This is a genomic window from Sphingomonas leidyi (assembly GCF_011761945.1).
Taxonomy (GTDB): Bacteria; Pseudomonadota; Alphaproteobacteria; order Sphingomonadales; family Sphingomonadaceae; genus Sphingomonas; species Sphingomonas leidyi.
The window spans coordinates 1212874-1232085 of sequence record NZ_JAASQV010000001.1 but is presented as its reverse complement, the minus strand read 5'-3'; the positions used below and the strand labels follow the sequence as shown (position 1 = coordinate 1232085).

General features: G+C 60.2%; 16 protein-coding genes. 7 read left to right on the top strand and 9 right to left on the bottom strand.

What is annotated here, in order from left to right; all coding sequences use genetic code 11:
- Nucleotides 1–18: 18 nt before the first annotated feature.
- The 4 genes from kdpB to kdpF all read right to left on the bottom strand — a co-directional run bounded on the left by kdpB (nt 19) and on the right by kdpF (nt 4745).
- The gene (gene kdpB, locus FHR20_RS05935) at nt 19–2061 is read right to left on the bottom strand and encodes a potassium-transporting ATPase subunit KdpB (protein ID WP_243857233.1); all 2043 of its coding nucleotides are present in this window, start codon (nt 2059–2061) and stop codon (nt 19–21) included.
- A gap of 54 nt (nt 2062–2115) precedes the next feature.
- A complete protein-coding gene (gene kdpC / locus FHR20_RS05930; RefSeq protein ID WP_167298648.1) occupies nt 2116–2790 on the bottom strand; it encodes a potassium-transporting ATPase subunit KdpC in 675 nt (224 codons plus the stop codon).
- A 10-nt stretch (nt 2791–2800) separates the two neighbouring features.
- Nucleotides 2801–4504 carry a potassium-transporting ATPase subunit KdpA gene (gene kdpA, locus FHR20_RS05925; protein ID WP_167298647.1) on the bottom strand — a complete coding sequence of 568 codons (1704 nt, stop codon included), beginning with the start codon at nt 4502–4504 and terminating at the stop codon, nt 2801–2803.
- Between the two features lie 145 nt (nt 4505–4649).
- Complete coding sequence (gene kdpF / locus FHR20_RS05920; RefSeq protein WP_167298646.1) at nt 4650–4745, bottom strand: K(+)-transporting ATPase subunit F; 96 nt, start codon at nt 4743–4745, stop codon at nt 4650–4652.
- Between the two features lie 396 nt (nt 4746–5141).
- On the opposite strand from kdpF, the gene FHR20_RS05915 reads away from it, so the two are divergent.
- Nucleotides 5142–6389, top strand: a complete 1248-nt coding sequence (locus FHR20_RS05915; RefSeq protein ID WP_167298645.1) for an outer membrane beta-barrel protein — start codon at nt 5142–5144, stop codon at nt 6387–6389.
- 188 nt (nt 6390–6577) lie between these two features.
- Here FHR20_RS05915 and FHR20_RS05910 read toward each other — a convergent pair whose 3' ends face one another.
- Nucleotides 6578–7075 carry a GNAT family N-acetyltransferase gene (locus tag FHR20_RS05910; protein WP_167298644.1) on the bottom strand — a complete coding sequence of 166 codons (498 nt, stop codon included), beginning with the start codon at nt 7073–7075 and terminating at the stop codon, nt 6578–6580.
- A gap of 249 nt (nt 7076–7324) precedes the next feature.
- Here FHR20_RS05910 and FHR20_RS05905 point away from each other — a divergent pair, with 249 nt between their 5' ends.
- The 6 genes from FHR20_RS05905 (at nt 7325) to FHR20_RS05880 (ending at nt 12311) form a co-directional block, all read left to right on the top strand.
- Nucleotides 7325–7711 carry a hypothetical protein gene (locus FHR20_RS05905; protein ID WP_167298643.1) on the top strand — a complete coding sequence of 129 codons (387 nt, stop codon included), beginning with the start codon at nt 7325–7327 and terminating at the stop codon, nt 7709–7711.
- Nucleotides 7712–8120: 409 nt separating this feature from the next.
- A complete protein-coding gene (locus FHR20_RS05900) occupies nt 8121–9044 on the top strand; it encodes a class I SAM-dependent methyltransferase (RefSeq protein ID WP_167298642.1) in 924 nt (307 codons plus the stop codon).
- On the top strand, nt 9041–9490 hold the full coding sequence (locus FHR20_RS05895; protein ID WP_167298641.1) for a hypothetical protein: 450 nt from the start codon (nt 9041–9043) through the stop codon (nt 9488–9490). The genes FHR20_RS05900 and FHR20_RS05895 overlap by 4 nt, the downstream gene beginning before the upstream one ends.
- On the top strand, nt 9490–10938 hold the full coding sequence (locus FHR20_RS05890) for a hypothetical protein (RefSeq protein ID WP_167298640.1): 1449 nt from the start codon (nt 9490–9492) through the stop codon (nt 10936–10938). Before FHR20_RS05895 ends, FHR20_RS05890 begins: the two co-directional genes overlap by 1 nt.
- Before the next feature lie 19 nt (nt 10939–10957).
- Nucleotides 10958–11926, top strand: coding sequence for a magnesium and cobalt transport protein CorA (locus FHR20_RS05885; RefSeq protein WP_167298639.1), 969 nt, complete (start codon nt 10958–10960; stop codon nt 11924–11926).
- An 82-nt stretch (nt 11927–12008) separates the two neighbouring features.
- Nucleotides 12009–12311: a hypothetical protein gene (locus FHR20_RS05880; protein WP_167298638.1), complete on the top strand. Its 303-nt coding sequence runs from the start codon at nt 12009–12011 to the stop codon at nt 12309–12311.
- A gap of 242 nt (nt 12312–12553) precedes the next feature.
- Here FHR20_RS05880 and FHR20_RS05875 read toward each other — a convergent pair whose 3' ends face one another.
- The 4 genes from FHR20_RS05875 to FHR20_RS05860 all read right to left on the bottom strand — a co-directional run bounded on the left by FHR20_RS05875 (nt 12554) and on the right by FHR20_RS05860 (nt 19091).
- Nucleotides 12554–13891, bottom strand: a complete 1338-nt coding sequence (locus FHR20_RS05875) for a tyrosine-type recombinase/integrase (RefSeq protein ID WP_167298637.1) — start codon at nt 13889–13891, stop codon at nt 12554–12556.
- A 360-nt stretch (nt 13892–14251) separates the two neighbouring features.
- Complete coding sequence (locus FHR20_RS05870; protein ID WP_167298636.1) at nt 14252–15469, bottom strand: integrase arm-type DNA-binding domain-containing protein; 1218 nt, start codon at nt 15467–15469, stop codon at nt 14252–14254.
- 269 nt (nt 15470–15738) lie between these two features.
- Nucleotides 15739–17358 carry a hypothetical protein gene (locus tag FHR20_RS05865; protein WP_208413420.1) on the bottom strand — a complete coding sequence of 540 codons (1620 nt, stop codon included), beginning with the start codon at nt 17356–17358 and terminating at the stop codon, nt 15739–15741.
- A 41-nt stretch (nt 17359–17399) separates the two neighbouring features.
- Nucleotides 17400–19091 (bottom strand): Hsp70 family protein, encoded by a 1692-nt coding sequence (locus tag FHR20_RS05860; protein WP_167298634.1) that lies wholly within the window; start codon nt 19089–19091, stop codon nt 17400–17402.
- Nucleotides 19092–19212 lie beyond the last annotated feature (121 nt).

The following is a 19212-nucleotide window of genomic DNA, read 5'->3' as shown; positions in this document are numbered from 1 at the left end:
GGTTGAATCCAACGCGCCTTAGAAAAAGGGCGTCAGCACGATGTCGATCAGCTTGATACCGATAAACGGCGCAATAATCCCGCCTAGGCCGTAGACGATGAGGTTGCGGGTGAGGAGCTTATCCGCCGGCTCCGCCCGATACTTCACGCCTCTGAGCGCCAGTGGGATGAGTGCGATGATGATCAGCGCGTTGAAGATCACGGCCGACAGGATCGCCGAACTTGGGCTATGCAGACCCATGATGTTGAGCGCGCCCAACGCCGGATAGGTCGCCACGAAAGCAGCAGGGATGATCGCGAAATATTTCGCAAGGTCGTTCGCGACCGAGAAGGTCGTGAGCGCACCGCGAGTCATGATCATCTGCTTGCCGACCTCGACCACGCGCAGCAACTTGGTTGGGTTGCTGTCGAGATCGACCATGTTGCCGGCTTCCTTCGCCGCCTGCGTGCCGCTATTCATCGCGACGGCGACATCTGCCTGAGCAAGCGCCGGAGCGTCGTTGGTGCCGTCACCGGTCATGGCAACCAGGCGGCCCTCCGCTTGGTATTTGCGGATCAACTCCAGCTTATCCTCGGGTGTCGCCTCGGCGAGATAGTCATCGACGCCGGCCTCGGCCGCAATCGCGGCGGCGGTTAGCTGGTTGTCGCCGGTGATCATCACCGTCTTAATGCCCATTGCGCGCAGCTCGGCGAAGCGCTCTTTGATGCCGCCCTTGATGATGTCCTTGAGCTCGATCACCCCGAGTACCTGAACACCGTCAGCGACGACCAGCGGTGTGCTGCCGCGCCGAGAGACCTCATCGACGATCTTGCCGACCTCCTGAGGGAAGACTCCACCCAGCTTTTCGACGTGCGCCCGAACGGCACTGGCCGCACCCTTGCGGATCTGACGGCCATCGATGTCGATACCACTCATGCGGGTGTGGGCGCTGAACGCGATCGCTTCGGCGCCGTTCAGCTCTCTCCCACGAATGTCGAACGCATTCTTAGCGAGGATAACGACCGAGCGGCCTTCCGGCGTCTCGTCGGCGAGCGAGGCGAGCTGCGCCGCGTCGGCAAGAGCACGCTCGGACACACGTGGGGCGGGAATGAACTTGGTCGCCTCGCGATTGCCGAGCGTGATTGTGCCTGTCTTGTCGAGCAGCAGCACATCGACATCGCCCGCCGCTTCGATCGCGCGACCCGATGTGGCAAGCACGTTCGCCTTCATCATCCGGCTCATGCCGGCGATACCGACTGCGGACAGCAAGGCGCCGATCGTCGTCGGAATGAGGCAGACCAGAAGCGCGATCAGCACGGTGATGCTGACCAGCTTGCCGCCGCCCGCAACCTGCACGCTGAAGCTCGAGAAGGCCAGCAGCGTCACGCACACCAGCAGGAAGATCAGGGTCAGCGCAACCAGCAGGATCGTGAGCGCGATCTCGTTTGGCGTCTTGCCGCGCTTAGCGCCCTCGACCATCGCGATCATGCGATCGAGGAAGGCCTCTCCGGGATTGGCAGTGACCTTGGCGATGATCCAGTCGGAAAGCACACGCGTGCCGCCGGTGACCGAGCAGAAGTCGCCGCCGGCCTCGCGGATCACTGGTGCGGATTCACCGGTGATCGCGGCTTCGTCGACCGACGCGGCGCCCTGAACGACCTCGCCGTCGGCGGGAATGATTTCACCCGCCTCGACCAGGACGTACATGCCGACCTCCAGCTCGTCGCTTGGCATAGGCCAAGACTGGGCTCCAAGCTTCGGCTCCTTCAGAACCTTAGCAAGGACCTTCTGGCGGGTCGCTCGTAGTGCGTCCGCCTGCGCCTTGCCTCGGCCTTCGGCGAGCGCTTCGGCCGCGTTGGCGAACAGCACCGTAAACCAAAGCCAGGCTGCGATTGCAAAGATGAACGCGCCGGATTCTTCGCCCTCGCCGGAGAGGGATCCGAACCACAGCAGGGTAGCAATGATGCTACCGAGATAGACGACGAACATCACCGGGTTCTTCATCTGAACCTTGGGCGACAGTTTCTTGAAGGCCTCACCGATCACGGAACTCCATGAAACGGGCTTGAGACTTCCGCTCATACCTGCGCCCAACGGCGCAGCAGCGTCTGCTTGTGACATGATCGTACCGCTTTCTTAGTGCGTCGCGGCGCGGCCCTTTGAGGCCGCGTCCAACGCTAGATTGAGTTGCAGAACGTTGATCCGCGGATCGCCGAGCACGCCGAGCTGACGCGCGGTGGTTTTCTGGTCGACGAGGCTCAACACCTCTTCGGCCGACATCCCGCGAGCCTTTGCCACGCGTGAGGCCTGAAGCCGGGCGTTGGCGATCGAGATGTCGGGATCAAGGCCGGACGCCGACGCGGTGACAGCATCAACCGGAACCTTGGCGTCCGCGGCAAGGCCATTCTCCTCGCGATAGGCTTTGGTTCGCTCGGCCACGGCATCAAGCAGCTTCTTGCTCAACACACCCTGGTTGCTCGCGGCGCTCGCGCCAGCATTGTAAGGCTGGTCAACTGTCTTGGACGGATCGCTCGGATCCGGCCCGGAGGTCGCACTTGGTCGGCCGTGGAAGTATTCCGGCTTAGTGAAATATTGGCCGATCACGCCGGAGCCAATAGTCTGTCCACCATTCTCGATCAGGCTCCCCCGAGCCTGATCGGGGAAGAGGAGCTGGGCGACGCCGGTCGTCGCCAGCGGATAGCCGATGCCCGTCACCACCATGAAGAACACGGCGGAAACGATGACGGGTCGGGCGATGCCGTGCATCACGGGCACGGACGACTTTTCAGCCGCTTGGTTTATCTCGCGCATGGAAATGTCCTTAGAATGTCGTGCCCGAGAGCATCAGCAGATGCTCCACGATTGGTCCGAGAGCGAGTGCCGGTAGGAAGGTCAGGCCGCCGACGACCAGGATCACAAACACCAGCAGGCCGGTGAAAAGTGGGGTCGAGGTCGAAAGCGTGCCGGGACCAGCCGGAACCGCCTTCTTCGCAGCCAGAACGCCTGCAACGGCGAGCATGGGCAGCAACGTCAGATAGCGGCCGACGAGCATTGCCAAGCCGATCGTCGTGTTGAAGAACGGCGTGTTGGCGTTGAGGCCGGCGAACGCTGAACCGTTGTTCGCGGTTCCGGACGTGTAGGCGTAGAGCACCTCGCTGAACGCGTGCGGCCCGCTGTTGGCGAGGCTCGCCATTACCGAAGGCGTGATACAGGCAAGCGCGGTAAAACCGAGAATGCTGAACGGATGCGCCAGCACCGCCAACATCACGAATTTCATTTCTCGCGCCTCGATCTTCTTCCCGAGGAACTCAGGCGTACGTCCAATCATCATACCGACAAGGAAGACGGTGAGGATGGCGTAGGTGATGAGGTTGATGAGACCGACGCCGTCACCGCCAAACACATTGTTGAGCATCATCTGGGCGAGCGGAACGAAGCCACCCAGCGGGGTCAGCGAGGAGTGCATCGAGTCGACCGAACCGGTCGTTGCCGCGGTCGTCGTCGTCACAAACATGCTGGTCTGAGCGATGCCGAAGCGAAGCTCTTTGCCTTCCATGTTACCGCCAGCCTGATAGGCGGTCTGGGCCTGATCGACGCCCATCGACGCCAGCATGGGATTACCCGCCTGCTCCGAACTATAGGTCAGCGTGAGGAAGCCGAGGAACATGACGAGAAACGCTGCGAAGATCGCCCAGCCCTGCCGACGACGCATGATCATCGCGCCAAAGACGTAGGTGAGCGCCGACGGGATCAGCAGCATGCTGAGTATGTGCAGCGTATTGGTGAGCGCCGTCGGGTTCTCGAACGGATGTGCGGCATTCATGCTGAAGAAGCCACCGCCGTTGGTGCCGATATGCTTGATCGTCTCGAAGCTCGCCACCGGCCCGAGGATGATCTGCTGCTTGGCGCCTTCGAGCGTGGTTACAACCGTATCTGCGGTCAGCGTCTGCGGCATCCCCTGCCAGACATAGATCAGCGCCATCACGAAGCAGAGAGGGATCAGCAGGCGATAGGCGACGCGCGTGAAATCGACCCAGTAATTGCCGATATCGCCCGTGCTCTTGCGGCTGAGGCCGCGGATGAAGCCGCCAGCCACCGCGACGCCCGTCGTGGCGCCGACCGTCATCAGGAACGTGATGACCGCCATCTGGGAGAAGTTCGATAGGCTCGATTCGCCCGCGTAGGACTGCCAGTTGGTATTGGTGATAAAGGATGCGGCGGTGTTGAAGGCCAGGTCCGGTGCCTGCGATGCGCGCTGGAGCGAGTCGCCCGGGATGAACGCCTGCAGCCGCAGGATGAGATAACCCAGCAGCATCATGGCCGCGTTGCTGAGCAGCAGGACCATGCCGTACCGCTTCCAGGACATTTTCTCCTCGGGATCGACGCCGAGGATACGGTACGTGCCCCGCTCCACGATATTGTGGGCCGGGGCGGTGAAAAGATGAGTCATCCATTTGCCGAGCACCACGGCCAGGCCGGTCATGATCGCAAGGATGATCGCGAATTGGGTAATGTCGTTGAACATTGAAAACGCCCCCTCAAATCTTGTCGAGGGCGAGGGTGAACCCCGCCGTCAGGACGAAGAAGACGAGGGTCAACGCTACGAATATGAGGTCGCCCATGGTTGCCACCGATAATTAGAGTTTACGGGATTCGGTCCGACGCCGGAGTCAGAAGCGCTCTGGCTTCACGAGGGCGTAGAACAGATAGACGAAGAGCCCTGCCGCCGAGATTCCGGCCAGCACGGCTGCGAGATCGGTTGCCATTACAGATCCTTCCCCTGCGCTTTAGGGGCGCGGCGATTTGCCTGAGGCTTGTTGTATTGGTGATAGGTGTAACGCATCATTTGCCAGCTCCGCTTTGCGAATTTCGCCGGAGCGCATCTAATGGCGATGATATAAATACGGCGCTGAATCTTTATGCGTTCGCGTAAAGATCGTATAAATATCTCGTGAATGATCGATCGAAATCTGATCAGATCATTTGCATTACGGATTTTGGCACGGAGACCGTGCATGCCGCAATATAGCTCGACGATCCTGTCGTTTCAATATCTCGGTATTTACACCATCTTTATACAGTTCGAATGAGATTCGACGCCAAATTTACAGGAACGCCCTTAACTGCCCCGTGCATTGACCTAGCAAAGAGGGAATGCACGTATGAGTTTCTGTATTCGGCCGACACACGCGAACGGGGCTCGCAATGGAAAGCAGCGAGGCGGACGTAAAGCGGTCGGGGCGCATCGGCTGGCCCTTCTCTGCGCCTGCGGTACACTGTTCACTGGCACTGCTGCATGGGCCGATCCTGTCGGCGCACCCAGCTTCTCTGGCCCACTGGCTCCCAATGCAAAACCGCTCACGGTCGATGCCGGTCCGTTCGGCGAAGTGACGGTAACCGGCCAGGTCAGCGGGATCGCCATGGCCCAGAGCCATGTAACAAACGCGGCCGGCACCGTGACTTCCGATACCATGGCCGATTTGTCGAACGCGCAGATCGAGATCCAGACGACCAGTGGCCCGCTACAGCTCTATGTGCAGGCCGGCACGTATGCGCTGCCTTCGCTCGGCACGCCCTATCTGCGTTCAGGCAAGGCATTGGACCAGCTCTACGGGCCGGTCCCGGTCGCTTATGCAAAGGCGGTGATCAGCCCGGACCTCTCCATTTCGGCTGGCCTGCTCCCCACCATGGTGGGCGCCGAATCCACCTTCACCTTCCAAAACATGAACATCGAGCGCGGCCTGCTCTGGAACCAGGAGCCGGCAATCAGCCGCGGTGCTCAGATCAATTACACGCATGGCAAGCTAAGCGCCGCCGTCTCGCTCAATGACGGCTATTATTCGGGCAAGTTCAACTGGGTGTCGGGCATGCTGTCCTATGCCATCGACAGCTCGAATTCGATCACCCTGATCGGTGCGGGCAGCCTCTCGCGCTCCCGCCATGCCTCGTTTGCGACTCCGGTGGCGCAGAACAACGGCAGCATCTTCAATATCATCTATACCTATAATAGCGGGCCGCTGACGCTCACGCCCTATCTCCAGTACAATCGCGTCGACCGTGACGACGCACTCGGGATCAGCCGGTCAGCGGAGACCTATGGGGGGGCGCTGCTGGCGAAATACACGATCTCTAACAGCTTCTCGCTTGCGGCGAGGGGCGAGTATCTGAAATCCTCGGGTCAGGGTTGCGGCATCGATCCCGACTGCACGCAGACCAATCTCCTTTACGGTCCACATAGCGATGCCTGGTCGCTGACCTTCACCCCGACCTACCAGAAGGGCATCTTCTTCGCGCGTGCCGAGGCGTCCTACACCCGGATCGGCAATCTCGCGCCAGGTTCGGGCTTTGGCCAGGATTTCAACGAGCGCGATCAGGCGCGCGTGCTGCTCGAAACCGGTTTCCTGTTCTGAATTCAAGGGTGTGGCGTGCGCGACCGGCGCGCCACACCTATCATCTAGTTTAACGAGCCGGACCGCCTTTTCAGGAAGACGATCCTAGCAAACCCGCCGCCGAAGGGCGAGCACCGGTCTTAATTAGACCGTGAATCCATACATCAGAAGGGCCGAGACAGGCCGCTGGCCCGACTTGGGTTGTCGGGTCAGCGAGCCTCAAAGCCTTCATGATAGGTGACTTCGCCCTTGGCTGGGTCGCCTAACAGAATCATCGACTGAAAATACTCGGGTGGAACGTCGCCGTAGCGAAGGGCGTGATCGCTTGTGAAACCAAATCGGCGATAATAGTTCGGATCGCCTAGAACGACGCAGCCGGCCGCGCCGCGATGCTTGAGCAGTCTCAACCCCTCCTCGATCAACGCGATCCCAATTCCGCCGCGTTGCAGGCTTGGCGAAACCGACACTGGTCCCAAGCCAAACCAGCCAAGGTCCTCGCCGTCGATCAGCACAGGCGAGAAGGCGACATGACCAATGATCGTGTCGTCCTGCTCTACGACGAGCGAAATGGTCAAGGCACCAGCCTGCCTTAAAGCAGCAACAATCGCCCCCTCGGTCTGACTGCTGTGCGCGGCGCCGTTGAAAGCGGCATCGGTCAGCGACCGAACGAGGGAAGTGTCTGCGGGAGTTTCAGAACGGAGAATCATCACGATATGTTGGCGCCCCGACTGGCAAACCGCAACCGCCGCCTTCGCTTATCCGAGGCGCAGTAACCGGAATGCCGAAATCCCGTGAAGAAGCTCCGGCTGGGCGACACCTTGGCATGATAGTCGATCCGAGACTTATGTAAGACGAATTGCGGCATCTTTATACAATCACTACGCCGAAGAGAGAATTCCGTCTCGAACCTTTATGCCGTCACCAATAAATAGATCGCCACATCGGGGTTTGTGGCAATGGACGACTGGCATCACGACTGGAAAACGGACATCGGGCTGAGACTGTGCGGCGCGACGTCGTGCGGCATATCCTATCTCGCGATTCACTCCCTCATGGCCCTGCGCTTTGCCGACGGTCATTTGCCGCAAGGGGCGCTGCCCTTCTTTCTCGCAGCGGTCGGCTTTCTGTGCGCGAGCGGGGGAGCCGTGCTGCTGGGCCTCGGCCATCATATCTTCGACCAAGTCGAGATCAGCGAGCGCTGGCGCACCAAACCTCGGGCGGAGAGCCATTCAGCCAAGCTTATGGGCAAGGCTGACCCCAAAGGCCCCGACGATGAGCATTCTTCTCGTTTCGTCATAAATCAGGACAACACGCGTGTATTCGATCTCGTCCGCCGGACCTGAAGGCCCGGCGTCGATCCTTGTCGTTGCCAAGGATGCCGCCGGCCGCTGGCTGGTCCAGGAAGCACTAGGCCGATTATGTCGGCACTTTGCTTCGCTTGAAGCGGCCCTGAGCTTTGCCGACCACGCACCACCCCCGTTCGCCGGTGCGGCCATCGCCATCTCTTGCAGACCTACGGCCCCTGTAGCGAGCGCTGAGGGGTACAATGTCAAATCTTGAATATCGGCAGCCGCGTCGCGTCGTGACCCGTCTTCTCCGATCACATGCCCGCCCTGCGGCGGCTTCCCCCTCGTCCGAGCCGAAAACGCGCATCACGGGACGGCTGTCCCTGAAGTCCGCGAACATGCCTCGACCTCCAGCGCCTGACGACGAGCAGGGCTGACCCTTCCCAACCAAGAATGGAGAACTGCCATGGCCAGCTTGCCGGCCTTTGATTCCACGACCGCCTCTGCGCCCCTGAATGAAGCCGCCGATGCCTATGATGCGGTAGGCGATGCCTATCTGCGCTATGCCGATGGCGACGCCCGCGCGCTCTTCGAGTTTTCGAGCCGGTACGGCTTCGCGGATCGCGAAATATGGCGCCGGATCGATGCGGAGCTCGTCTCCATCAGGTCGTCCGGGCGCACCAGCATCCGTATCGTCGATGCAGGATGTGGCCCCGGCACCTGGCTCCTGCGCTGTGCACTACGCGCCAGAGCGCTCGGCTTCACCGCCGTCGAAGGCCTCGGCTTCGATATTTCGCCCGCAATGATCGATCTGGCCGTGAAAGGGCGCGCGGCCTTAAATGATGCCGCGATCAAGCTCGACTTCACGGTCGCGGACATCACCGATGGCCTGATCGCCGAGAAGAGCGCAGATATCGTCCTGTGCCTCTACGGCGTGCTCAACCATCTGCCGGTTTCCCAGCACCAGGTGGTCGCTTCGCAGTTGGCACATGCCGGCCGCTCACTGTTCGTTACGGTGAGAACGATCGGCAGCCTGCCATCAATCTTCATCGCGGGTATCGAGCAAGCCCGGGACTTTCACCAGGACAACGAGCGAGACAGGCTGGAGATCGACCTCGTCGATGGCCGCCATATCGAGTTCCCCTCGCATCTTTTCGCGGCCGATGAGTTCCAAGCCCTGTTCGCAACCTATGGGTATGTCGTTGAGCGGACGGGCCTCGACCTCTTCCACGGGCGCTTCGCACCGGATCACCGCTGGAATCCTGAGGGAATGGCAGACACCGCCTTCCGGGAAGCCCTCGAACGGCTTGAGCATCTATGCGCCAACGATCCCTGCTTCCTCGACCGCGCAGCGCACGTCCTGCTCCATGTCAGAGGGAGGCAAGAATGAACCGCCGTGACATCCTGCATCGCCTGGCGGGCGTCGCCCTTGTGCTCGGAGCCGGGGCCAGCACGCTCCTGCACCGGGAGGTTTGGCTGGCTCATGCTTCCGGTCCAGCGACTGGCCTGGAAGCAGTGCTCGGACTGTTGACCTTCGCCTTGGCGAGCCTCGGCATCCTGCTCGTCATCGGCGGTGCCAGACTTCGGGACGGTTGGAAGCGCGACTGCGATCGTGCCGCGCGCCGCCGCGAACAGCGCGTAAAGCCGGACCAGGGTACGGTCGATGCCGAAGCCGAGCACCGTCGCATCATGGTAGCTGCGGTGGATTCCATGGCATTTGCCGGCGGCCGTGCCGCGATCGCCACATTCCTCGTCATGCGAGCACGCCAAGCCGCGCTCGATGCGAGGCTTGTCCGCAAAACCACCACCGAAAAATATGAACCCGGAGCACAGTAGTGACCGAACCCAATCTGCATTTTGTGATCCCGACCTACCGTCTCCGCGATGTTGGAGAAACCGTCGAGGCCTATGACGAGAATTTCGCCCGCAGCGGCCAGACCGCGCCGATCGTCGTGTTCGATGACAGCTCGGTCGCCAATCACGATAAATATTTCGGATCGCTCGAGGCGACCAAGACCACCAACGAACTGTGGTACGTCGGACCGGCCGAAAAGGAGCAGTTCGTCTCTTACATCTGCAAACGCCTGCGCGACCGCAAACTGGATGTGCTGGTCCGGAATCTTTTCCGGCCGAGCTATGGCGGCAATCGCAATTTCACTCTGATGTACACGCTGGGCGACCTGATGGTCAGCGCCGATGATGATATGCGGCCTTACGCCCTGATCGAGGACAGCCCGGAAGCGCTAGGCGAGAACGAGATCAGCCGCGGCAAGCTGATCCCCCGCGGAGCCAATGGCCACACGCGCAAGTCCTACGACATCCTCGAATCCTTTCGTGACATATTGGGCAAGACTGTTGCCGAAGCGCCCGCCAACTACGACCAGGGCGAACTGGTCATCGATAGCGCGATGGACCTGGAGTCCAACAATTCGCTCGGCTTCGCCCGCGACAACGCGCTCACCCTACAGGAAGGGCGCCTGTCTCGCGGTGCTGTCGTCAAGATGGCGCAGACCTTCCGCACCGGAACCAACGATATAGACGCGGTGGATTTCGTCGACATGTTCCTCGACGATCCGGACGAGATCGACGCCGAGCGCCTCAACGACACCTATGTGCTCGTGAATTTCAGGCCGTGCCTTACTAACCTCAACTGGCGGATGGACTGCGGGGTCGCTGGCTACGACAATCGCACGGGTCTCCCACCCTTCTTTCCAACGCGCCTGCGCTTCGAGGACTATATCTACCGGCTCTGGATACAGCAGCCCAATATCGTCGCGGCACACGTCGATTCCGCGCAGACCCACATCAAGAACAGTTACATGCGTAACCCGCTGGCATCGGAAGTGTTCAACGAAGCGATCTGCGGACTGCTGAAGCGCAAGATCCGCACCAGCCTGAGGAAGACCGACGAATGGTCGATTACCTTCGACTATGACGGAGCCGTCTCCCTGGAGGACAGTGAACAGATCCTCGATAGCGCCCGTGCACTGCATTCCCGTGTGCTTCAGCGCATGGCAGATGCCCAGTCGTCCGAGCGGCGTGATGCGCTTGGCCATTTTGCGGCCGGTCTGTCGCGGACCTTCTATGATTTCGAGCCCGACTTCTTCCAACAGAATGTCAGCCGCATGGTCGATGACGAGGTGGGCCTCATTCGCTCCTCGCTCGAAATCTGGCCAACATTGCTCGAAATCGTCTATTTCAAGCGGCATTGCCGCAGCCTGCCGATGCGCCGCGTCAAAAACAAATCGGCACGCCCCTCGCAGACGCGCCCGGTAGCAGCCTGAACCAAACGGAGGGCCTACTATGCCGGTGGTGGCTGCTTTTTTGTATCGTAATGGCGAACGCGTGCGCGAGGTCGCGATCGAGGAGCGGATCAACTGCCCGACCGACCGTTCCGAATTTGTCTGGATCGGCATGTGTGATCCGACTGCCGAGGAGATGGAGCAACTGCGCGCCCATTATGACCTCCATCCTCTTGCGGTCGAGGATGCGCTCAAGGCAGACCAGTTGCCAAAGGTGGACGTCTATGGTGGTCAATTGTTCATCATCGCTCGCACCGCGCAATATGAAGGCTCTGCCATAGCTTATGGCGAGACCGCAATATTCGTCGGGCACAGCCACATTATCAGCGTGCGCTACGGATCGGCTCGATCGCATACGCCGCTCCGCGATCAGCTCGAAGCCGCGCCCTCTTTGCTTGGGCAGGGCGTAGACTATGTCCTGCACGCCATCCTCGATTATATCGTCAACGGCTACCTCCCCATCGTCGAGACGATCGAGGAGGAAGTGCTGGCGATGGAGCAGCATACGCTCGACAGCTTCATCGGGCGCGAAGAGATCACGCGCATCTTCATGCTGCGCCGCGAGTTGATGCGGTTCCAGCGCGTCCTTGCACCGATGAACGAGGTGGCGACCAAGTTCGTGAAGATCGATCTGCCGTGCATCGACGGCAATGCAAGACCCTATTTCAGTGACGTCCGCGACCATGTGCGCCGGGTTCAGGCAATGGTGGACGATTTGCGCGAGGTGCTGACTTCGGTTTTCGAGTTCAGCAATCTACTCGAACAGCAGCGTACCGGCGTGATCACCCGGCAACTGGCCGCCTGGGCAGCGATTCTCGCGGTGCCGACTGCGATCGCGGGCATCTACGGCATGAACTTCGAGTACATGCCAGAATTGAAGGCCCACAACGGCTATTTCGTCATTCTGGGTGTCATCATGACCATTTGCGTCATCCTTTACGCCCGTTTCAAACGGACTGGATGGCTGTAATGCCGATACATAGGACGCAGAAGCGAGCAGGACTACATTTTCGACGCTGTTCGTATGTTGCACGCGCTATTCCAAGCGGTGGTTGTCCACCTTTGCGGCGCTGGTGATGCCACTCAACATCAACGCCCGATCAGGCGATGTGATCGGGAGATTCTCGCTAAAGGTTGGGGTCAGCGGCATACTGGCCGCCTTCGATCCATATCCGTTTTGTCTGGCGATGGGCAAATGGATCAGCCTCTACGCCTTCGTCACGCTCTGTTTCGCGCTTCTCCGGCGCGAGACATTTGAGCGCGACACCTTCACCCGTTGGGACGAAACGCTCTGGCTGTTGGCGACAGGTCTGATCTTCACCGGAATTCACAAGGGACTGACTGGTGCGTTGTGATAGCGGTGCGAACTCAACGCGGTGATCTCCTCCTGCCAAAGGAAGGAATCGAACCCGCAGGGCAGTAGAGGCCCGTTGTGCAGAGTATTGCGAGCCTGCAACGGCTGGGTTATGATGGTTCGCACTGGCCTGGCGACATAGAGTTCAGAAAGCTCGGTGCCAACCGCGTTACGCTGCAGCGCAGGGGCGCATTCGCGCCGATCACGACGCTCCTTGCACTATCACGCGGACACACTGACCAGTCATTTCGACGCGCGCCCTGAACGACGGACACCTGTGGCTGTTAAAGGACTGTCGGCGTTGCGCACCAGAATCGTGAGTTGCTTGGACCATTTGTCGAGGGCGCTCCGCTTCTCTGGATCATAGCGGTAGAGATTGTAAACGCCGGCGACACCGGCGGTCGTCCCGCTGATGTGGTTCAAGATCGCCTCTGTCACTTCAACAGGGACACCGAGCGCCTGGAGGTTCGTCGTCCCAGTACGTCGGAGGTCGTGAAGCCGCCACTGCGGCAACTCAACGGATTCAGGCTTCTCACCGCGTTTGGCTGCTCGATCACGTAGAAGGCCAAGCATCTTCTCGTCGAGCGCCTTCTTCATCTTGGAAAAGCCAGAAATGCCGGTTTTGCCAGTCGTCGTGAACACAAACCCCTTCCGAGCAACCGCAAGTGACTCCAATTCAGATAAAGCTAGGACATTGAGAGGGATGCGGTGTGGTTGGTCGTTCTTCGCTCGCTCTGCCGGGAGCTGCCACATCGCAGCATCCAGATCGACCTCCGCCCAATCCATATTGGCGACCTCCTCGCGCCGGGCCATCGTGCAAAGGAGAAGCCGGATGTAGGGGCGCCAGAGCGAACCGAGTTCCGCAGCCGCGTGCCAAACCGCAATGACTTCTTCCGGCGAGAGTATCCGCCGACGGGCCGCGACTGCTTTCGGCGCCTTCATCCGGTCGATCGGCGAGCGCTCGATATCACCTCGATCCTCCGCCCAATTGAAAAGCTTGCGAAGGGTCGAATGGACCAGCTTTTTCATGCCTGGCCGGTCATTGTAGCGATCGAGGTGCTGAACAACGTCGGCCCGTGTGATGTCGCGGATCGATTTGTCGAAATGAGGCTTGGCAGCGTTCAGGATACCCTCAGCCGTTTTCCACGAGTCCTGCCAGTTCGCCTTCAAATAAACATCGACGAAAGTCTCAGCGTAGGTACCGAAAGCGAATGTCTCGGCGTCCGCCCGGCGCCGGGCTTCATCTGCGATCCGCTGCGCCTCCTCCTCTTCGCGGCGCGCCTCCTCCTCAATCCGCAGACGCTCCTCCTCGACGGGATCGAGTCCTTGACGGATCTTGATCAACCGACGCTCGGCCTCCCTGCGCGCGGTTTCGACGGTCCAGGGATTTCCGAAGCCCCCGATCGTCATGCGCCGGGCTGGTTTGCCCTTCATGCGATACTGGAGGACAAACGACTTCACGCCCTTGGGCGAGGTCCGAACGCCGAAACCACGAAGCTCGGTGTCCCAGACGAAACTGTCCTTCCCAACCAGCGCTTCAATCGCGTCAACGCTGGTTTTGGTGAGCCTCCGATTTGCCATCGAGCATTGCCTCCCGCGTAATCGCCACGTAATCACTTTGATGCCAGCACTGGCGTAACACGGGACAGGCTCTTCGGGAAGCAGATATGTATTTCAGTCACTTAGCGTATAATGGGAAAGTGTGGGATACAGCAGGAAAGGCATGGCCGCTGACTCTTAATCAGCGGGTCCTAGGTTCGAGCCCTAGTGCGTCCACCATTTTTTCAATGACTTACCGGTATACCCTCATAGGGTTTCCAAAGATTCTAGGTACTACGTAAGCACCGGGTAAGCACGGCGCGCTCGACAAAGCGCGCGCCACGCCCCACGATCTCAAAGAGTTAGTGCCAGAGTCCGCTCGCATCGACCACTGAGAGTTTGTCACGCCGCGGTGACCGTCGTGATGTGCCGCCCCCACTTCCCAAGCGCCGCACGCTTCTCCTCGTGATATTCGTAACACTGATAGACGCCGACAATGGTTCCTCTGAGGGCGGAGACGTGGTTTAGAACGGCTTCCACAACCTCTCTCAGTACTTTTCTGGCCTGCATGCCAGTTGCAACCGTGCGCCGCAGGTCATGAAGCCGCCAAGGCGCAACCGCTGTTCCCTCGCCTCGTGATCGCAACGCGTTGGCGATCTCGCGGTCCCATAGCAGCTTGATCTTGGAGAACCCGCTGAGCGGTGTCCCGCACGTCGAGGGAAACACCAAGCCAGACGATGGCCAAGTCGTCCCACCCGCTGCGCCGTCGAGCAAAGCTATCGTCAGTTGGCTGAGCGGAACAACGTGCATATAACCATTCTTCGTCCTTTCTGCCGAGAGAACCCACTCCTTTCGCGGCCGGCTGAGTTCCGACCAGTCCGGCCCCACAGCTTCTCCGCGCCTCTGGCCGGTCAGCATCATCATCCGGAACAAGGCGCCGTAGTTTCCCGGCAACCGAAAGCTCTTCGTCCAGGCGCAGGCCAATTCAACATCCGACAGATATCTGGTGCGCGGCTTTGGCCGCGCCGGGGCCTCTGCCCCCTTCGCCGGAGAGTGTTTGAGATCGTCTTGGCTCATCGCCCAATTGAACATTTTCCGAAGCGTCGCGTGCATCGCTCGGGCGACCGAGGGTATGTTGTCGAGGCGTCGGTAGATCGCCGCCAAATCCGCTCGTTTGATATCGGAGAGCTTCGTGCTGCCGATTACCGGAATGGCGTAATTGTCCAGCATGGCGCGAATGCGTTTCCAGTCTTTCCAGCGATGCTTGAGGTACCGTTCCGTGAAGGCATCGACGTAAGCATCGAAACGGAGCTCGGCTTCCTTTCGTCGACGCTCGCGGCGCCTTGCGACCGGGTCCCTCCCCTTCGTGACCTGCCTGGCCAACCGCTCAGACTTTGTCCGTGCCGTTTGCACCGTCCATGGTGATCGATGCCGGCCGATCGTATAGCGCCTGGAAGCCGATCCCCTGCCGCCAAGCCGGTACTGGAAAATATAGGATTTCGTACCGCCGGGCGTCACTCGGACACCGAAACCAGCTAATTCGCTATCCCATAGAAACACATCCTTGCGCTGCGGCCTCGCCATATCGACCATTCGTGTGGTCACCTTCTTAGTTGACACCATTCTCTCCACGTAAGCACCGGGAAAACACCGGCGCGCAGAGGAACGTCGCTCTTATGGGATCGGATCAATGGCACGTTTCGTATTGACGCCATTCGCGATGCGCTACCGCGAGACGGGTTTTGGGCCGTTTGCCGACCGGCAGCTTTCAGAAACGAACCCAACGATAGCCACTGTTCGTGTCCAGTCTAGCATCGCCTGACGAACACTAACGCCCTATTTGCCGACTTCGCGCAGGTCAGGCGGACATCGCATTTGCGATGAAGCCACTAGTGGCCTCCGAACATCGATCGCAGCAACTCCATTCCTTCCGGCTTCGGATTTACGATCGCACTGTCGATCAAGGCAATCCTCGCATTGCATATTCCGGTGGCGGGACCCTGCTGGCGCATTGCCTTCTCGAAATCCGCCGGACGCAAACGGGACCGCTGGACGGCGGTCCGCAGCAAGGCCGGCGGTATCGAGAAGGACCATTCCTTCTCCGCCTTGTCTTTGGCAGGCGGCGTGCCGGACAGCACGGCACGGGTAACCAGCCTCCGATGGATATCGGAGAATGACGATAGTTCACTCCGAACCGTCCTTCCCGCAATCAGATCGGCGCAGTCCTGCGGCGTTCCTCGCTCCGCCCAGCGCAGGCGGGATTCGTAGAATTTCGCGTAATCCATGATTAATTTTTCATCGGACCCGTGCAGCGCTTGACTGAACACGGAATCCAGTTGTGCGTTCGCGCCGCTAACGAACTGCGCAAATTGGGCCGCGCTACCCTGATTGCCCGTCCTGGCGGATTGCCATTCAACTTCCAGCTGCTTGTATAGCGACGGATTAGCGGCAAGAACGCGATCGGCTGTCAGCGTCACGTCAAGGCGCTGCAACGTCCGTGTGAGGTCGCTCTTGAAATCGAGCATGACGGATGGCGCTGCCACCGTGAAGGGGGTCGTTGTCGCCGGAGGTGCGAACGGCATGGGTGATCGCGCTTGTTCCTGCGAGCAGGAAGCCAGCCGCCCCATCACAATCAAGCCGAGCAGAATAGGCGTATAGGTAAATGCGACGTCGCGCCTGACGTTGCGGCCTATCCCCGTCAGCGAGGGCCCCCATATGTTGCGCCGTCGCCATTCACGAATCCAGCGCAGGGGCGCGACGGCATTGCGCTGATGCTCGATGCGCGCCAGCCACCAATCCAAGGTATCGCGGCGTACACCCGGCAATATCGTAGGATGATTCGCCTGAAGATAGGCGATCAGAAATTCCATCCGGGGGCCGGGCCACCAGGCGCCCACCAGCGACAGCCATTGCCTTGGCGGTGGCCTGCGCAGCTTGGCAAGCAGGCGGGCGTATGCGTGCCTCTCGTTCGGCAAGCCGATCTCGAAATAGCGATCCTCGACCCGCTGGAGAATCCAGTTGACGATGGGTGGCCGCCGCAACTCGGTTTCAGACGCATTCCAGCGGAAACGAGCTATGGCGGGTTCGATCATGGGATCGCTGCGCGGCGTCCCTTGCGTGATCGTCTCCGCGAAGAAGCGCTCGACATTTTCCGAATGATCGATGTTGAGCATCGCGGGATCGGCGAGCACTTGTTCCGAAAGTGCGGCGATCTCGTCCCAGGTCGCGCCGCTTTCCGGGTCGAGCACATAACGGTGAAGTTGCCGGAGCGCCTCGAAATCGACTTCCGGCGGACCCGGCTGCTCCGCGACCATTTCCGCCACAGGGGCGACGGTCTCGACAGGGTCGCCATCGGATTCCATGGCGGCGAGCTGGTGCTGGCCGTCTCCCTGTTCTGCGAGATGCATGGCCCAGTCGCGGGCCTCCCGCAGCGCCAGGAATGCAGCCGGATCACTCTCCGGATCGATCCCCTTGAGCAATCGGGCATAGGCCTTGCGGATCGCGGCCACATCTTCGGTCGGGGCGATCCCCAGCCTGTCCCACGGACTAGTCACAGGTAACGCTCGCCTTCAACCTCATCCAGGCGACTACTGACCATTGTCAGCGCCTCCGCGATCACGCGAGGATCCTGGCTCGCCAACGCTCCCTCGAAATAGGCAAGCAATTGGCCGATTATTTCGCGCCGCTCCCCCACGAAAGATTCATAGCAGCGCTCGGCACGCCCAATCAGCGCCCGATTGCCGGCTTGGTCCCGAGGGTGGATCTTGAGCTCGGCAAGCGCCGCACGCCGTTCTTCGAGCTCGCCAACATCGAGATCCTCGTTATCCTGAACGACGAGTTGCCGCTTCTCGCCCGTCGCCGGAACCGACACATCGACTTCAAGCAGACCGCTGACGTCATAGCTGAAGCGGCAGTCAATCACGATCTCCCCGACCGCGCGCGGGGGCACGGCGATGCTGACCTCGCCCAGCTTCACATTCGCTGCGACGCTCCGGGATTCCCCCTGATAAATCCCGAATTCGACCTTCTTCTGTTGAGGATACATGGTCTGAAACCGATGGATCCGGCTCGCGGGCAGAACCGTGTTGCGTTCCAGGATCGGGGCGAACACACCGTTGTGTACCACGCCGCGGTGATCGGTTTCCGCGATATTGACACCGAGCGTGTAGGGGCACACGTCGGTAAGGCGGATTTCCGCCAGATCCGCATCACGCGCCTTCAATCCGGCCTGCACTGCAGCGCCCAGCGCAATCGCGTGATCGGGATGGACCGCACTGTTCGGAAAGCGTGAGAACATCCGCGTCACCGTCTTGCGGATAATCGGCATGCGGGTCGCACCACCGACCATGACGATCTCGCTCATGGTTTCCGCCCGGATATTGCTGTCGCGCATGGCGCGCAGCACCGGCTCGCGCAACCGATCGAGCAACGGCGCGGCGGCATCCTCAAATTCCGCGGCGGAAATCTCGGTGGAAATTGCGATGTCTCGCAAAACCACATCGAACATCGCGGTATCTGCCTCACTCAGCGCGCGACGCGTGCGCTCGGCAGCCGCCCGGACGACCTCCACCGCTTTGGCTTGACTACCCACCGACAAGTTCAGCTTTGCCTTGGCGAGATCGACGATCACGTCGTTGAAATCCTCGCCACCCAGTCGGTTGTCGCCAGCTGACGCGCGTACTTCGATGATGCCATCGAATATCTCGACAATCGATACGTCGAAGGTACCGCCTCCAAGATCGAACACTAGGAAAGGCTCTCGGTCTTCGCGATCCACAATGCCATAGGCCAACGCCGCAGCCGTCGGTTCGTTGACCAGCCGCTCCACCTTCAGCCCGGCAAGCTCGCCAGCGCGGCGCGTCGCCTTGCGCTGACGATCGTTGAAATACGCCGGCACCGTGATGACCGCGCCGGTGACTTCTTCGCCGCAGTGACGCTCCGCGTCTTCCTTCAGGCTGCGCAGCACGAGGGAAGACAGGTCCTCGGCGGTGAATTGAATACGACCGAGGAAGATCGGCTTCTGGGATCCCATGAGCCGCTTGAATGCTGTAGCGGTGCGATCGGGATACACGGACTGCCGTTCACGCGCAGCCATGCCGACCAGCACTTGCTCATCCTCCGTCAAGCTCACTGCCGAGGGCGTCAGAAAGTCGCCCAGGCTATTGGGGATGAGTTCGGCTCTGCCGCCATGCCAACGCGATACAGCACTATTTGTAGTGCCGAGATCGATACCAACGATCACGCAAGCCTCCATGTCTGACGCCATTCCCCCCGGAAGGCATCTCGACGCTAAAAAGTATAATCTGCTGGCAAGCAAGAGCAAACAAAGCCTAGTCGCCGCTGTTCACGCCAATCCTGTTTGA

Bases quoted from the DNA above. Each gene is read 5' to 3' on its own strand.
- kdpB (WP_243857233.1), bottom strand. From the start codon at position 2,061: ATGAGCGGAAGTCTCAAGCCCGTTTCATGGAGTTCCGTGATCGGTGAG.
- kdpC (WP_167298648.1), bottom strand. From the start codon at position 2,790: ATGCGCGAGATAAACCAAGCGGCTGAAAAGTCGTCCGTGCCCGTGATG.
- kdpA (WP_167298647.1), bottom strand. From the start codon at position 4,504: ATGTTCAACGACATTACCCAATTCGCGATCATCCTTGCGATCATGACC.
- kdpF (WP_167298646.1), bottom strand. From the start codon at position 4,745: ATGGCAACCGATCTCGCAGCCGTGCTGGCCGGAATCTCGGCGGCAGGG.
- FHR20_RS05915 (WP_167298645.1), top strand. From the start codon at position 5,142: ATGAGTTTCTGTATTCGGCCGACACACGCGAACGGGGCTCGCAATGGA.
- FHR20_RS05910 (WP_167298644.1), bottom strand. From the start codon at position 7,075: ATGATTCTCCGTTCTGAAACTCCCGCAGACACTTCCCTCGTTCGGTCG.
- FHR20_RS05905 (WP_167298643.1), top strand. From the start codon at position 7,325: ATGGACGACTGGCATCACGACTGGAAAACGGACATCGGGCTGAGACTG.
- FHR20_RS05900 (WP_167298642.1), top strand. From the start codon at position 8,121: ATGGCCAGCTTGCCGGCCTTTGATTCCACGACCGCCTCTGCGCCCCTG.
- FHR20_RS05895 (WP_167298641.1), top strand. From the start codon at position 9,041: ATGAACCGCCGTGACATCCTGCATCGCCTGGCGGGCGTCGCCCTTGTG.
- FHR20_RS05885 (WP_167298639.1), top strand. From the start codon at position 10,958: ATGCCGGTGGTGGCTGCTTTTTTGTATCGTAATGGCGAACGCGTGCGC.
- FHR20_RS05875 (WP_167298637.1), bottom strand. From the start codon at position 13,891: ATGGCAAATCGGAGGCTCACCAAAACCAGCGTTGACGCGATTGAAGCG.